The sequence below is a fragment of the Vibrio sp. E150_018 genome, assembly GCF_053544035.1.
In genome coordinates this window covers 1-14,401 of the sequence record NZ_JBHGNY010000021.1, presented here as the reverse complement: position 1 = coordinate 14,401, position 14,401 = coordinate 1, and the positions used below count along the sequence as shown (strand labels likewise).

Genomic DNA, 14,401 nt, shown 5'->3' with positions numbered 1-14,401 from the left:
TGCGACCAATTTTTGAACTGCAGAGATATGTTTTATGGAGTGTCGTCTTGGATGTGGTGCTTGCTGCATTGCACCTAGCATATCATCACCTATCCCTGGGATGCCGAAAGGTAAGCCTGCTGGTGTTCGATGTATTCAATTAAATGAAGATAATTTATGCAAACTGTTTGGTAAACCTGAAAGACCAAAGGTGTGTCATGCATTTAAAGCGGAAAAAGCTATTTGTGGTAAAACTGATCAAGAAGCCTTATTTATTATTTCAGATCTAGAAAAGATAACTTAGGTACAACTCGAAACTCGAAACTCGAAACTCGAAACTCGAAAAATATTGATATCGCCAACATTAAAATCAAGCTTCGAATTTAAGTATTATATTTAATCTATAACTTTTGTCGGCCAAGTAGTGAATGAGATAACGTAGTGCCATCGACCAACTCTAACTCACCGCCCATAGGCACACCATGTGCAATGCGGCTGGCATTAACGCCATGAGCTTTACATAGTTGAGCAATATAATGCGCGGTAGCTTCGCCTTCTACAGTCGGGTTAGTTGCAAGAATCACTTCTTCAACATCGCCGATGCTTAAACGATAATCGAGCAAATCTAAACCAATATCACTCGGTCCGATGCCATCAAGTGGCGATAAGTGCCCCATCAAAACAAAATAACGACCTGAATACTGCCCCGTTGCTTCAATGGCAGCAATATCGGCAGGCGTTTCTACTACACAGATCTGCCCGTTCGCTTGACGCTTAGGGTTGGTGCAGACATGACAGGTATCTTGCTCGGTAAAGGTTCGACATTGATCGCAGTGACCGATTTCTGTCATTGCTTGAGATAAGGCTTCCGCTAATTGCAAACCGCCCTTTCTATTACGCTGCAATAAATGAAAGGCCATACGCTGAGCCGACTTGGGGCCAACCCCAGGTAAGCAACGTAAGGCCTCCATTAATTGTTCCAGCATACTGCTTGTGCGCATGTATGACTCTCTACTGGTTCAATTAAAACGGCATTTTCATACCTGGTGGTAATTGCATACCGCCAGTCACTGAAGCCATCTTTTCTTTTTGTGTTTCTTCGACACGACGAGCAGCATCATTAAATGCAGCTGCAATCAAATCTTCTAGCATTTCTTTATCGTCTTCCATCAAGCTTTCATCGATTTCAACACGACGAACGCTGTGGCTACCAGTAATGGTCACTTTTACAAGGCCAGCACCAGATTCACCAGTGATTTCCATATTTGCGATTTCTTCTTGAAGCTTTTGCATACGCTCTTGCATTTGCTGGGCTTGCTTCATCATGTTGCCCATTCCGCCTTTACCAAACATGCTTATTCTCGCTTGTTATCTAAATAGAATGATTGTGGATATTATTAGGTTATTGGGTCGAACCGATTAAAAATCAACTCGCTCTTTTACCTAATAATGTATTTTGTTAATTAATTGCACACGGTATATACCCAGTAACTTCAAGATGCAGAATTCACTGGGTATAGCCACTAAATCGGCCTCACGCTGTCTTTATCGATTTCTGCTGCGAAACGCTTTTGCAAAAATTGGATATTAGGATCTGAATCTAGGCTTTCAAATGCTTGCTTGAGCTTCTCTTGATACAGTTTTTCTCTTAGTTCAAGCGGCGTAATACCATCAGCACTGTTTTGGATCACCAACTCACAAGTTTGCTGAAAATGTTGCGATAACACTTCCGTCAATTCTTCTTGCGCTTTTGGGGTATTCAAATGCGCTTGTTCAGCACGCAAGCCTAAGGTAATGACATGTTCATTTTTACTATAGGTCGAATTTAATGCGAGTTGCTGCACTAGTTTCGCGGTATTAAGTTGATCGATGATCGCCGCCCACTCACTTTGCTCAATACTTTCACGCAGTAGTTTTTCTGCCATCTCTGGCGTTTTAATATGCTCTAGCGCTTTCTTAATTTGCGTCGGCGTTAGCTCTTGGCTTTCTTGCTGCTGTAATTGAGGTTGAGTTGGCTTCCATTGATACGGTTCATTTGCATCTTCTGGTTTTGCGGCTCCAGAGATTGGCGTACCATTTGATGATATTGGCGACCCCTGCACAGCTTCAACCGCGGCAGCCGTATGCTTACTTGCAATACGATCAAGTACCGATGTTTTCACTGGTTTAACAGACGTCGCTTCAGTCTTTTTTGTTGGATTATTCCCAACGGCAGGCGTCGTATGTAAATTTTCACGTTTACTGCGCAACTGATGCCTCAATCCAGTTAACGGTGAAGCGGGTGCCGCAGGCTGTTGGCTGGCTGCGGTGTAATCACTACTGCCCATCTGATTTTCCACAGGAACACTTGGGGCCGCTGTTGGCGAATATGTCGGCTGACTACGCACTGGCTGAGCTGCTGCTGGTTGAGACATTGATGGCTGTGAACCACCCGCACGTCTAGGTGCCGATTCAACCACCGGAATACTTTTCGTTTGCACTGCTGGAGCGACAATCGTATTACCAGATACCGCTTGCGTAGGTCTGAAGGCCAGCATTCTCAACACTAGCATTTCTGCCGCCATTTTCTCGCTCGGAGACAACGGCAAATCTTGACGACCTTTCAAAGTCATCTGGTAGTAAAGCTGTACATCTTGAGGCGTTAAAGATTGGCTTAATAGTTCAACTCTTTCCGCATCCGGTTGATCTTTATTTAAACTTGCTGGTAGCACTTGGTACATAGCAATACGGTGTAACTGGCTACTTAACTCTTTGAACAAACCATCCCAATCAATACCATTTTCTGCCAATTGCTCAAGGCAGTTCATCGCAGTTTTCGGTTGCTTACTACTGATTGCTTCAAGTAAATAGATCGCTTGTTCAGTATCTAACGTGCCTAGCATATTAGAAACAGTCGCACTATCAATATGACCATTACCCAAAGCAATTGCTTGATCAGACAAACTTAACGCATCACGCATACTTCCATCTGCCGCATGAGCAATCAAACTTAATGCTCTAGGCTCTGAGGTGATGCTTTCTTCACCAAGCACAAAATCTAATTGCTCATGAATTTGATCTGAGCTAATCGGTTTTAGATGAAATTGCAAACAACGCGAAAGAATCGTCACTGGCAGTTTTTGAGGATCAGTCGTAGCTAATAAAAACTTAACGTACTCTGGTGGCTCCTCCAGCGTTTTTAATAATGCATTGAAGCTATGACGAGATAACATGTGTACCTCATCTATCAGGTACACTTTGAAGCGTCCACGTGCTGGTTTGTATTGAACGTTATCTAGCAACTCACGGGTATCTTCTACCTTAGTGCGAGATGCTGCATCAATTTCCAATAGGTCTACATAGCGACCTTGATCGATTTCAATACAGCTATCACACACACCACATGGGTTATCGGTGATACCGGTTTCACAATTCAGCCCTTTGGCAAACAGTCGGCCGATCGATGTTTTACCCACACCACGAGTTCCGCTGAATAAATAGGCGTGATGCAATCGGTTCTGCTTTAAAGCATTCTCTAAAGCGGTAATTACATGACTTTGGCCAACCACATTTTCAAACTTCGTTGGTCGCCATTTTCTTGCTAACGCTAAATAACTCATCAAATCTTCCGGTTCAATCATTCCGACTGTTGAATAATGGGGCTCTATTAATTATAGAGATACTAGCCACACAGATTTTAATGGCCTGCAAACTCACAAATGCTATACACATTTAAGTTTAGTGCTTTCAGTTTTTTTTCACCGCCGATTTCAGGCAAATTAATCACAAAAGCCGCATCGGTCACTTCGCCACCTAATTGACGGATCAGCTTAACAGTCGCCTCAATAGTGCCACCCGTTGCAAGCAAATCATCAACCACTAATACTTTATCGCCAGCTTTAATTGCATCGGTATGAATTTCAAGAACATCCGTCCCATACTCTAATTCATAAGATTGAGAAACGGTTTCACGAGGCAATTTACCTGGCTTGCGAACCGGTACAAAACCAAGACCCAATTCCAACGCTAGCGGAGCACCAAATAAAAACCCACGAGCCTCCGTACCAACAACTTTGGTAAAACCCATCGATTGATATTTTTCAACCAGCAGTTGAATCGTTGCTTGATAAGCTTGCGGATCTTCCATCAAACTTGTCACGTCACGAAACAAAATCCCTTTTTTAGGGTAGTCAGGAATGGTTTTAATGCTCGCTTGAATAAGCGCTTGAGTATCAATAGTCATTATAGAATTCTTATCTTAGGCAAACTTTAGCTTGATAATAACATCACTAAAGCTTGGGGTAATTATTAATATAACTTCAGCGGAAAAAGTCGTTGCTGGATATGGCAAGTATGTTAGTGATTTTCACTAGAATCGGCAACATTTGAAGTCAGTTCATGAATCGGTAAACGATGGAAGCAGAAAAACAATATCGCGAAGCCAAATACCAATCCTAGCTTGAGCCACCACTGAGGCATCATTACAAAAGAGAAAGTAAAACTAATTACCAGTAATACATAGCCTCTTTTTTTCATAGCAGCACTCACTGCTCGATGCTGATTCCAGTTATCAATGATAGGACCTAAATGCGGATGGTGATGGATCCAGTGATGAAATTTCTCATTACTACGCATAAAGCATGCGCTCGCCAGTAAAAGAAATGGAGTGGTTGGAAGTAAAGGGAGAAAGATCCCAAGCACACCGAGTACCAGAGATAAACCACCAACGGCATTGAGTAACATTTTACGGATGATGGTTTGGGTTCCTTACAACAGACGGTTAAGCGCTAATTTTGGCTTAAAAGATTAATCCATGTAAGTGTTGCAGGAAGAGTAGGTAAAAGTAAAGCAACAATCACACCTAAAAGGTAAAATAGATTGAATGGTTCGTTAAAGTTTTCATCTGCCATTTTCGGTCCCTCGTATGAAATTGAGGGCATAATATAGGAGAAAGTCGGACAAACAAAAACCGACAAAACCAAAGGTTATTACGAAGCTGTCAGGTAGCTCACAGAATTTACATCAAAGCGCGGTACTTTATTGCGTCACATTTTTAATCGTTAATTTAAAACTACGCACCCCGAGTTCACTTAATACCAACTCACCACCTTTCTTCATAGGTAGATGACTGGTTACAAAGTTTTTAGTACAACCTTCACCTAGCTTAATGCCCTTCTCAATGGCTTGAGTTGAGTGAGCTTGAGTCGAGCGATCAAACAACCAATTGCTTTTCAGGCCCGCCGGTAAAATAGAGATCGTCCCTTCTACCATATCGGCAATACCAAATAATGCATTAATCGGCTCTGAACATTTTGTGCAACTAATGCCTTTTTCTACTGTATCAGCTAAGTCTTTTAAATCAGAGTGACAACGCCTACGGGTCCTTAAAAAATCATTAAACAAAGCTCGAATCAACAAGGCGGTTCCGACTCCGTTCTCGCTTCCATCCGATGAATCGACAAGATAAAAAGCAAAGCGGCCATCCATCAACCAGGCATAATCGAATACCAGTGGCATCATTTCTGATGGTTGTAAAACATGGTAACTGCATTTCCAGCCCCCTTGCTGAGTATCTCGCTCAGGTTGTAGGGCGTGTAGTAAATCTCGTGAAGTAACGACGTTATCTTTAAGGTGGTTTAAGTGCCAATATAATTCCTTCTCTTCATCAACTTGCCCTGAGTGATCAAGCTGAAACCATTGACTAGAAAAATCACGCACAACACTTGGGTTCGCTTGCGACTCTTCCAAGGTACTTTTGATAGCACAAGTAAAGTGGTCTAAATGGGTAATCGGTTTGGTAAGAAAGTCTTTAATACCAAAGCGTAGTACACGTGCGACATCTCTCATATCCTCTGTGGCAGATACCACAATCATTGGCAACATAGGAAACTGCCAACTGACCTCTTCAACCAGCTCAATACCGCTCATGATCGGCATGTTTAAGTCGCAAATCATCAGATCAGGCACTTGATGACGTAATAGTCTGAGTGCATCAAGCCCGTCTTCCGCTTCGGTGACTTCAAAGTTCAGTTTTTTGAGATATGAGGCAATCATGCTGCGAAAAATAGGATCATCATCCACCAACATAATTGTTTGTTTTGCACTATCTAGTGCCATTTTTACGTTCTGCACTTGAGAAACAGATTTATGCATATTGGGAACCTCTTAATACGACTCAGTGCAATAATTCAACGTAACTTATACCCAAGCTACTTCAAGGTGAAAACTACTTGGGAATATCATAAAACCATATAAAAGGTAGTTATTAAAAGTTTTAAATTCAAATTACTGTAATGAATATTATGCCTTGATCTCAAAACGCCATGCCCGGGTCCACTTTCACAAGATTTCGATGACTCAGATATATTCTTTTTAAAAACAATTACAAGCCATCAATATATAACCAAAAAAGAAGATAAATTTACTGAAATTGATATGAATACAAGTTATGGTGATATCAAATAACAATAATGTTTGATGTTAAACAACCATCTTACTTAATGTTCCGCTACACTACCCTCTACTCGTAGTATAAATAAGTGCTCGTACAATGAAACTTGATGATTTGAATTTATTCCGACTGGTTGTGGATAATGGCAGTTATACTGCTACTTCCCGTAAAACAGCTATACCTGTGGCAACCATTACTCGTCGTATCCAAGCTTTGGAAGAAGGATTAAATTTACGCCTGCTTAACCGTAATGCTCGTAAGCTCTCTTTAACCGAAGCTGGACAAAGATTTTACGATGAATGTTCTCCATTGCTGAAACACTTAACTGAAACCACAGAGACCATTTCTGATGAATGCCGAGGCGCATCAGGTAAACTACGTATTTCAGCACCAACCAATACCGCCAAACGCATTATCATGCCAATGATTAATGAGTTCATGGCCAAGTACCCAGACATTCGCATAGAATTGTTAATGACCAACTATGCTGATCGACTTGATCCAACTGAATGGGATGTCATTTTTCGCGTTGGCCCTCAGCGTGATTCAACCTTAATTGCTCGAAAAATCAATGAAGTTAAAGATGTACTCGTCGCCAGCCCTAAATACTTGGCAGACTGTGGCGATCTACATCATGCTGATGATTTACGCCACCATGCTTTGTTAAAAGGACTACCACTGGTGAAGTGGCAATTGACCAATTCACAAGGTGAAACGGTCACCATCAATGAGAAAGGCCGCTTAGAGGCAAGTGAGTTAAATGTCGTACGTAAAGCTTGTACTCATGGCTTAGGTATCAGTTTAATGCCGGATGTGATGATTGAAGCTTATTTACGTGAAGGTCGTTTAGTACGTGTACTTGATGATTGGAGTGCAAATTCTCGCGATATCTACATGCTTTATAATCACAAAAATCATCAGCCTGAAAAAGTCCGTTTATTAATTGACTTTATCGCGCAACATGACGTGCTTTAACTCCGCATTATCTGCAACTCATAACACTAATCCTAAAAAGCCAGAGTTCGCTAAAACTCTGGCTTTTTAATATCAGCAGCAAATGAAAGCTTATGCGCCTTCGTTATGCATTTCTAAGTTAGCTAAATCAACTTGCATATCACGATCTAATTTCGCATCATCATTACGTAATGAATCGATATGATCTAAGTATGCTTGGTCAATATCACCTGTCACATACTGGCCACTAAACACCGATGTCTCAAACTCAGTAATGCTAGGATTACCTAGGCCAACTGCAACAACTAAATCTTCAAGATCTTGGAACATCAAAGCATCAGCGCCAATCATATTACAAATTTCATCGGTTTCACGACCATGCGCAATTAACTCATTGGCGCTTGGCATGTCAATACCATAAACATTAGGGAATCGAACTTCAGGGGCTGCCGATACCATATAAACATTTTTAGCACCAGAGTCTCGAGCCATTTCGATGATTTGTTCAGAAGTCGTACCACGAACAATTGAATCATCAACAAGCAGTACATTCTTACCTTTAAATTCGGAACGAATCGCATTCAGTTTACGACGCACTGATTTCTTACGTTGTTGTTGGCCTGGCATGATAAAAGTACGACCAACGTAACGGTTTTTCACAAACCCTTGACGATATGGCTTATCAATCAACTGAGCAATTTCTAAGGCGATATCACATGAGGTTTCAGGAATTGGGATCACAACATCGATATCAAGATCATCCCATTCACGCTTAATTTTTTCACCCAGCTTTTTACCCATTTCAACACGCGCACTGTAAACCGAAATTTTATCGATAAATGAATCTGGGCGAGCAAAATACACAAACTCAAAAATACATGGGTTCAACTTTGGCTGTTCTGCACATTGTTCACTGAATAACTGCCCATCAAAAGTGGCATAAATCGCTTCACCAGGAGCAACATCACGTACAAAATCAAAACCAACCGCATCCAAAGCGACTGATTCCGATGCCACCATATATTCCGTACGACCTTCGACTTCACGCTTACCTAAACATAATGGACGAATACCGTTCGGATCGCGGAATGCCACCATACCATGGCCAATAATCATCGCGGAAACTGCATAGGCACCTTTAACTATCTTATGCACTTTTTTTATAGCGCCAAACACATCAGCTTGAGTCAGTGGGTAGTTTTCAGAAAGGTCAATTTCTTGGGCAAGAATGTTGAGTAATACTTCAGAATCAGAGGTGGTGTTAATATGACGACGACCTTGTTCAAACAACCATTGGCGAATATCGTGCGCATTAGTCAAATTACCGTTGTGCGCTAAAGTAATCCCATAAGGTGAGTTTACATAAAATGGCTGAGCCTCTGAAGCACTAGAACTGCCTGCTGTTGGGTAACGAACATGGCCGATACCAACATTACCTTGTAGTCGTTTCATGTGTTTAATTTCAAACACATCCTTCACTAAACCATTGGCTTTACGCAGACGAAAACGATTGCTATCTATGGTAATAATACCTGCAGCATCTTGGCCACGATGCTGCAATACCGTTAAAGCATCATAAATCGATTGATTGACAGGCGTTACACCTACGATTCCAACAATACCACACATGTCTTAACCCTCGGTTGGTGGAGAACTGGCGCCTCCAGTTCAGTTACAAAGGCGCGCCAGATAAAAAACTTGAAGTCTGTTTTAAGTGATCAAAAAACGGGGCAATGATTCGACTAAATTGCGGGATCAACTGCGACGATTTCCACCACTCTGAATTTGGAAACGCGGTAAACGCATCCATAAAAAATAACACGACCGCAATGATCAATACGCCACGTAGTGCCCCAAAAACCACACCTAATACCCTATCGGTACCAGATAACCCGGTTTTCACCACAAGTTGGCTAATAACATAGTTCACTACAGCTCCGACAATCAGTGTCGCAACAAATAAAGCCCCTAGAGCGGCTCCATTTCGAACCATATCATTATCAATATTGGTAAAGTACGCAGCAAGCTTCAGATAATAATGCGTGGCGATATAAAATGCGCCACACCAAATTACTAAAGACAGCGCTTCTTTAACAAAACCACGAACTAAGCTGATCAAAGCGGAAAAGCCGATCACCCCTAAAATGACAAAATCTATCCAAATCATAAAATTTACATCTTAAGTTGGCGCGCATTTTACCAGAAAAACGCGCGACGCAAACGTTTTCTTATTGATTAAGTGGCTTAAAAGTCTGCAATTGACCTTTTAATCCTGTAATTTCTTGCAGCTTATCAATTTGTTGCTCCATCTTTTCTTTCGAAACATCAGGACCAATAATCACTCGAGATAGCTGATCGTCAGGCTTTAAGTGGGCTTGGAATCCACGCTTTTGCAGATCCACCACCAACTTTTGAGCATTGTCTTTGTTTTTAAGTGCCACCAATTGGATGATCCATGCGCTATCCTTATATTGGTTTTTCTCACGAACTGGTGCAGGTTTGGTCACTACCGGCTTAGATTGTGGTTTGACTTCCGGCTGTGATTTAGTTTCCGATTCCGCTTGTACGGTGACAGATTTGATTGATTCTGATTTTGGTGCTTCATCGACAGTGACCGTCACGGGCTCTTCCGGCAAAGCAACATCTAGTTCAACCGGCTTTTTCACATCTTGCGACACTGAAGCCTGACTTACCTCATCAGTAGGTTTAATCGGAATTGCCGCAAACTCTTCTTTATAATGCTCTTTCTGCCCATCAAAAACATCAGGCAAAACAATGACACCAATCGCGACAAGAATCACGGTACCAATCAAACGGCTTTGAAATTTACTCGCCATTTTGACTTCCTCTTATTTGTTTACTTATCATTTTTTTGTTGCCAGTAATTAAGAACTTCCCCTACCGTATGGAAAGAGCCAACTACAAGCAATACTTCATCTTCTGCAACGTGTTCATACGCTTGAATAAAAGCATCTTCAGGCGTTTCATAACGCCCTTCATAGCAAACTAAATTATCAATGAGTTCATCTACGGTTGCGGCACGAGGGCCTTGCAATGAAGCCGGATACCAATGTTTTACCACAGGTGCTAAAGTCTGCAATGTACTTGTAATATCTTTATCGTGTAGCATCGCCACGACTGCTCGCACTGATTTACCTGGATATTGTTTTGCTAACTGTTCCACTAAATACTGCGCCGAATGCGGATTATGCGCAACATCCAATAAAACGGTTGGCTGCGAAGACAATAATTGCATGCGACCAGCAAGACGGGCAGCCTTTAATCCATTCACGACATTGATATCCGTTAATTCTAATCCTGATGCACTCAGCGCCATTAATGCGGTCGCTGCATTGGCTAATGGTAAAGATGGGATAGGCAGCTCATCTAAATCAAAACCACCCGATTGCCAGCGCCATAATTGACTAGCTTCATCAGTAATTTGGTAGTTAAACTGTAATCCAACTTGATAAAACTCTGCACTAATATCATCAGCATGCGCGGCAACAGTCGGAGGTGATTTTGGCTGACCACAAATTGCCGGTTTGCCAGAACGGAAGATACCTGCCTTCTCAAAACCGATAACGTTAAGATCGCTACCTAACCAATCAACATGATCGATAGCTAAACTGGTGATTACCGATACATCATGTTCAACCACATTAGTGGCATCTAATCGACCACCTAGCCCCACTTCAAGCAAGACAACATCAACTTGTTCAGTTTGAAAAACTCGCAAAGCGGCAAGTGTTCCAAACTCAAAAAAACTCAAGCTGATATCGTTGCGGCTACGCTCAATAAAATCAAAGGATTGGGTTAAGAGAGCATCACTCACATCATGGCCGTTAATGCGTACACGTTCATTATAATTGATGAGATGAGGAGAATTGTAGACGCCGACACGATAACCTGCATCAAGTAAGATCGCTTCCATCAATGCACAAGTCGACCCTTTTCCATTGGTTCCAGCGACAGTGATAACTTTCGGAGCGGGTTTGGTTAAATTTGCAGATTGAGCGACTTTACTGACTCGATCTAGGCCAAGATCGATAGCACTGGTGTGGATATTTTCTAAATAATGAAGCCACATCGACAAAGGTGATGTGGCTTCTGGAGAATTATGTTTACTCATTAAACGCATGACTCATTACATCTTCACTTAAGTAAAGATAAGGTATCATTTATTTGCTGCCTTGGCACTAAACCTATTGGCAGCAATCCATTTAATTGCACCTTGACGTGACTTGGGTATAAACCAGTAACGTTAATGAGGATTATTTCTTATCGACAACAGGTACTTCGTAAGATGGCTCATCATCAACCGAAACTACAAGTGGCGATTGATAATTTGTCATCTTAGCAACAAGACCTGCGATACGCTGACGCATTTCACGACGATCAACAATCATATCAATTGCGCCATGATCGAGTAAGAACTCACTCGTTTGGAAGTCTTGAGGTAAGTTTTCACGCACAGTTTGCTCGATAACACGACGACCTGCAAAACCAATAATAGCTTTTGGTTCACCGATATTAATATCACCTAGCATTGCTAAACTTGCCGATACACCGCCATAAGTTGGATCAGTCATTACCGAAATAAACGGTAAGCCTTTTTGCGATAAACGCTCAAGTGCTGCGCTGGTTTTTGCCATTTGCATCAAAGACATTAATGCTTCTTGCATGCGAGCACCACCACTGGCAGAAAAACACACTAAGCCACAGTTATTTGCAATCGCTTCATCAACCGCACGAACAAAACGCGCACCGACAACCGAGCCCATTGAACCGCCCATAAATGAAAATTCAAACGCACAAGCAACCAAAGGCATACCTAAAAGCTCACCTTTCATGGCAATTAATGCTTCAGTTTCACCACTTGATTTTTGAGCAGTGGTGATACGGTCTTTATAACGCTTAGAATCTTTAAACTTCAGTTTATCTTTCGGCTCAAATTCTTGGCCGATTTCAACTGTTGTACCTTGATCTAAAAACGTCTCCAAACGACGGCGACCTTTCATACGCATATGATGGTCACACTTAGGACAAACTTCTAAATTACGTTCTACTTCCGCTTGATATAATACTTGCTCACAAGAAGAACATTTAGTCCAGATACCTTCAGGAATAGACGCTTTACGTGTATTAACAATATTTGTAGTTGTAAAAATTTTTTCAAGCCAACTCATGGGAAGACCTTTTAGCTAGGTCCCTCGCTGTATGCAAAGGATGAGAATTTGAGAAATAAATGCGAGGAGATTAAAACACATAATACCCGCACTGTAGATAAAAAACTGGTTGTACCTATATTTAGCTGCTGAAATAAACATCCTATTTTGATAAAAATTAAAGCGCTCAAGCTTTTATACACTAAAGATATCAATATATAAGTACTGATTAACGCTAGTGTAATAATAATGTGAAAAAAATCCACCTTAATCTATATGAGGTTACTTAGTACCTCCCCCAATATAGTTAGTCAGCCGATAAAAATAGCGGGCCAATGGCGACATTAGGTAAATTAAAACTTTCAGGATAGTCAACATCGACTAGATACAAACCTTCTGCTTTAGCAGTTGCCCCTGCTAAGTTGCGATCTTTTTGTTCAAGTAGCCAAGCGATCCATTCAGGGTTTTCATCACCGGTTCCCACTTTTATTAAGCTACCAACAATATTACGCACCATGTGGTGAACAAAAGCATTCGCTTTAATATCGACGATCACATATTGACCCATTCTAGACACATTTAAATGCATCACGTTTCGCCAAGGGCTTAGTGATTGACAATGAACTGCTCTAAAAGAAGTAAAGTCATTTTCACCCAACAAAAACTGTCCTGCTTGATGCATTTTTTCTGCATCTAGAGGATTGTGATAATGACTGACTCCAGAATGAAAGATTCCAGGTCGAAAGGCGTTGTTAAAGATAATGTAGCGGTAACGACGCGCCGTAGCACTAAAACGTGCATGAAAATCATCAGGTACTTCATGAGCCCATCTCACCGCAATATTATTAGGTAGATTGGCATTAACCCCCATAGTCCAAGCAACCAGTTTTCTTGATGCCGTAGTATCAAAGTGGACAACTTGCCCTGTACCATGAACGCCAGCATCGGTACGGCCAGCACATTGAACTTCTACAGGATGGTTCGCGACAACCGAAAGCGCTTTTTCCAAATGCTCTTGCACACTAGGCACATCTTTTTGTCTTTGCCAGCCGAATAACTTGCTGCCATCGTATTCAACACCTAACGCAATACGCATCTGAAATCACTCTTTATCACATCATTAAAAAACGGTCGCAAAGTATATACCCAAATAACCTCAACATGCGAGTTTCAGCAAGTAAAAAGCCTATTCGTGATGTAATTTATCACTTTATTTAAATTGAAGATAACAGCTTATTTGCCTCAGCCTGCAATGCTTCATCACCTTTTGAGATCACCGTTTTTAATAACTTAATCGCAGTACGCTCATCACCCATTTCAAGAAAGACTTTGGCTAAATCAAGATTACTATTCATTTCTGCATTGATATCAACATCAAAAGCATTCACATCGCCCAGTACATCAGGGAAATCATCCAATCCAACATCAAGATCAGGTTCTTCTTGCTGGTCTATATTTTCTGAATCGATGTGTTCAAGATCTTGCGTAGGTTGTTGTTCCGCACGAGAAGCTACTGCTGCTTTAATAGGCTTATTGTCAGTTAAGCTAGCGTTATCTTCATTGATGGTCTCTTCAGCGCTATTAAGGTCAAATATCAATCCATCATCAAGTTGATAGGTGATGTTATCTTTAATGATACGTTCATCTCCAATCGGAATATCCGCATCAAAAGCTTGGGGCTCTGTATCGGCATCATGACGCGCTTCCTCTTCACCATAATTAGGTAACGCATCGTCAGAGAATTCAAACGTTTCTGTTTCTGTTTCTGTTTCTGTTTCTGTTTCTGTTTCTGTTTCTGTTTCTGTTTCTGTTTCTGTTTCTGTTTCTGTTTCTGTTTCTGTTTCTGTTTCTGTTTCTGTTTCTGTTTCTG

16 protein-coding genes are annotated in these 14,401 nt (G+C 41.3%); 2 read left to right on the top strand and 14 right to left on the bottom strand.

All coding sequences use genetic code 11. The annotated features are described in order from the left end of the window. Positions 1 to 34 precede the first annotated feature (34 nt). Positions 35 to 283: a YkgJ family cysteine cluster protein gene (locus ACE3G9_RS14840; RefSeq protein WP_089122603.1), complete on the top strand. Its 249-nt coding sequence runs from the start codon at positions 35 to 37 to the stop codon at positions 281 to 283. 97 nt (positions 284 to 380) lie between these two features. Here the strand turns inward: ACE3G9_RS14840 and recR are convergent, their stop codons facing one another. The 7 genes from recR to ACE3G9_RS14805 all read right to left on the bottom strand — a co-directional run bounded on the left by recR (position 381) and on the right by ACE3G9_RS14805 (position 6,111). After that, positions 381 to 980 (bottom strand): recombination mediator RecR, encoded by a 600-nt coding sequence (recR, locus tag ACE3G9_RS14835; protein WP_089122602.1) that lies wholly within the window; start codon positions 978 to 980, stop codon positions 381 to 383. A 22-nt stretch (positions 981 to 1,002) separates the two neighbouring features. Next, complete coding sequence (locus tag ACE3G9_RS14830; RefSeq protein WP_027697389.1) at positions 1,003 to 1,332, bottom strand: YbaB/EbfC family nucleoid-associated protein; 330 nt, start codon at positions 1,330 to 1,332, stop codon at positions 1,003 to 1,005. A gap of 170 nt (positions 1,333 to 1,502) precedes the next feature. Continuing rightward, positions 1,503 to 3,578: a DNA polymerase III subunit gamma/tau gene (gene dnaX / locus ACE3G9_RS14825; protein ID WP_449219563.1), complete on the bottom strand. Its 2,076-nt coding sequence runs from the start codon at positions 3,576 to 3,578 to the stop codon at positions 1,503 to 1,505. A 77-nt stretch (positions 3,579 to 3,655) separates the two neighbouring features. Then, the gene (gene apt / locus ACE3G9_RS14820; RefSeq protein ID WP_417881100.1) at positions 3,656 to 4,201 is read right to left on the bottom strand and encodes an adenine phosphoribosyltransferase; all 546 of its coding nucleotides are present in this window, start codon (positions 4,199 to 4,201) and stop codon (positions 3,656 to 3,658) included. Between the two features lie 113 nt (positions 4,202 to 4,314). Next, positions 4,315 to 4,701, bottom strand: coding sequence for a DUF454 family protein (locus tag ACE3G9_RS14815; RefSeq protein WP_417881099.1), 387 nt, complete (start codon positions 4,699 to 4,701; stop codon positions 4,315 to 4,317). Positions 4,702 to 4,745: 44 nt separating this feature from the next. Further along, on the bottom strand, positions 4,746 to 4,868 hold the full coding sequence (locus tag ACE3G9_RS14810; RefSeq protein WP_417881098.1) for a hypothetical protein: 123 nt from the start codon (positions 4,866 to 4,868) through the stop codon (positions 4,746 to 4,748). Between the two features lie 127 nt (positions 4,869 to 4,995). Next, complete coding sequence (locus ACE3G9_RS14805) at positions 4,996 to 6,111, bottom strand: response regulator (RefSeq protein WP_417881097.1); 1,116 nt, start codon at positions 6,109 to 6,111, stop codon at positions 4,996 to 4,998. Positions 6,112 to 6,508: 397 nt separating this feature from the next. On the opposite strand from ACE3G9_RS14805, the gene ACE3G9_RS14800 reads away from it, so the two are divergent. After that, the gene (locus ACE3G9_RS14800) at positions 6,509 to 7,384 is read left to right on the top strand and encodes a LysR family transcriptional regulator (RefSeq protein WP_417881096.1); all 876 of its coding nucleotides are present in this window, start codon (positions 6,509 to 6,511) and stop codon (positions 7,382 to 7,384) included. Between the two features lie 90 nt (positions 7,385 to 7,474). Here ACE3G9_RS14800 and purF read toward each other — a convergent pair whose 3' ends face one another. The 7 genes from purF to ACE3G9_RS14765 form a co-directional block, all read right to left on the bottom strand. Continuing rightward, on the bottom strand, positions 7,475 to 8,992 hold the full coding sequence (purF, locus tag ACE3G9_RS14795) for an amidophosphoribosyltransferase (protein WP_417881095.1): 1,518 nt from the start codon (positions 8,990 to 8,992) through the stop codon (positions 7,475 to 7,477). Positions 8,993 to 9,035: 43 nt separating this feature from the next. Further along, entirely contained in the window at positions 9,036 to 9,530 is a 495-nt protein-coding gene (locus ACE3G9_RS14790; protein WP_417881094.1) for a CvpA family protein, read from the bottom strand. Positions 9,531 to 9,591: 61 nt separating this feature from the next. After that, positions 9,592 to 10,200: an SPOR domain-containing protein gene (locus tag ACE3G9_RS14785; RefSeq protein WP_449219552.1), complete on the bottom strand. Its 609-nt coding sequence runs from the start codon at positions 10,198 to 10,200 to the stop codon at positions 9,592 to 9,594. A 20-nt stretch (positions 10,201 to 10,220) separates the two neighbouring features. Then, entirely contained in the window at positions 10,221 to 11,495 is a 1,275-nt protein-coding gene (gene folC, locus ACE3G9_RS14780) for a bifunctional tetrahydrofolate synthase/dihydrofolate synthase (RefSeq protein WP_449219551.1), read from the bottom strand. A gap of 142 nt (positions 11,496 to 11,637) precedes the next feature. Continuing rightward, on the bottom strand, positions 11,638 to 12,552 hold the full coding sequence (gene accD, locus ACE3G9_RS14775) for an acetyl-CoA carboxylase, carboxyltransferase subunit beta (RefSeq protein WP_417881091.1): 915 nt from the start codon (positions 12,550 to 12,552) through the stop codon (positions 11,638 to 11,640). A 286-nt stretch (positions 12,553 to 12,838) separates the two neighbouring features. Continuing rightward, positions 12,839 to 13,627, bottom strand: coding sequence for a tRNA pseudouridine(38-40) synthase TruA (truA, locus tag ACE3G9_RS14770; RefSeq protein ID WP_449219550.1), 789 nt, complete (start codon positions 13,625 to 13,627; stop codon positions 12,839 to 12,841). A gap of 118 nt (positions 13,628 to 13,745) precedes the next feature. Beyond that, the coding region (locus ACE3G9_RS14765; protein ID WP_449219549.1) for a FimV/HubP family polar landmark protein at positions 13,746 to 14,401 on the bottom strand (656 nt) is incomplete at its 5' end.

Coding starts and splice junctions, on each gene's coding strand:
- ACE3G9_RS14805 (WP_417881097.1), bottom strand. CDS start 6,111: ATGCATAAATCTGTTTCTCAAGTGCAGAACGTAAAAATGGCACTAGAT.
- dnaX (WP_449219563.1), bottom strand. CDS start 3,578: ATGAGTTATTTAGCGTTAGCAAGAAAATGGCGACCAACGAAGTTTGAA.
- apt (WP_417881100.1), bottom strand. CDS start 4,201: ATGACTATTGATACTCAAGCGCTTATTCAAGCGAGCATTAAAACCATT.
- truA (WP_449219550.1), bottom strand. CDS start 13,627: ATGCGTATTGCGTTAGGTGTTGAATACGATGGCAGCAAGTTATTCGGC.
- accD (WP_417881091.1), bottom strand. CDS start 12,552: ATGAGTTGGCTTGAAAAAATTTTTACAACTACAAATATTGTTAATACA.
- recR (WP_089122602.1), bottom strand. CDS start 980: ATGCGCACAAGCAGTATGCTGGAACAATTAATGGAGGCCTTACGTTGC.
- ACE3G9_RS14815 (WP_417881099.1), bottom strand. CDS start 4,701: ATGTTACTCAATGCCGTTGGTGGTTTATCTCTGGTACTCGGTGTGCTT.
- ACE3G9_RS14790 (WP_417881094.1), bottom strand. CDS start 9,530: ATGATTTGGATAGATTTTGTCATTTTAGGGGTGATCGGCTTTTCCGCT.
- ACE3G9_RS14840 (WP_089122603.1), top strand. CDS start 35: ATGGAGTGTCGTCTTGGATGTGGTGCTTGCTGCATTGCACCTAGCATA.
- ACE3G9_RS14800 (WP_417881096.1), top strand. CDS start 6,509: ATGAAACTTGATGATTTGAATTTATTCCGACTGGTTGTGGATAATGGC.
- ACE3G9_RS14810 (WP_417881098.1), bottom strand. CDS start 4,868: ATGGCAGATGAAAACTTTAACGAACCATTCAATCTATTTTACCTTTTA.
- ACE3G9_RS14830 (WP_027697389.1), bottom strand. CDS start 1,332: ATGTTTGGTAAAGGCGGAATGGGCAACATGATGAAGCAAGCCCAGCAA.
- purF (WP_417881095.1), bottom strand. CDS start 8,992: ATGTGTGGTATTGTTGGAATCGTAGGTGTAACGCCTGTCAATCAATCG.
- folC (WP_449219551.1), bottom strand. CDS start 11,495: ATGAGTAAACATAATTCTCCAGAAGCCACATCACCTTTGTCGATGTGG.
- ACE3G9_RS14785 (WP_449219552.1), bottom strand. CDS start 10,200: ATGGCGAGTAAATTTCAAAGCCGTTTGATTGGTACCGTGATTCTTGTC.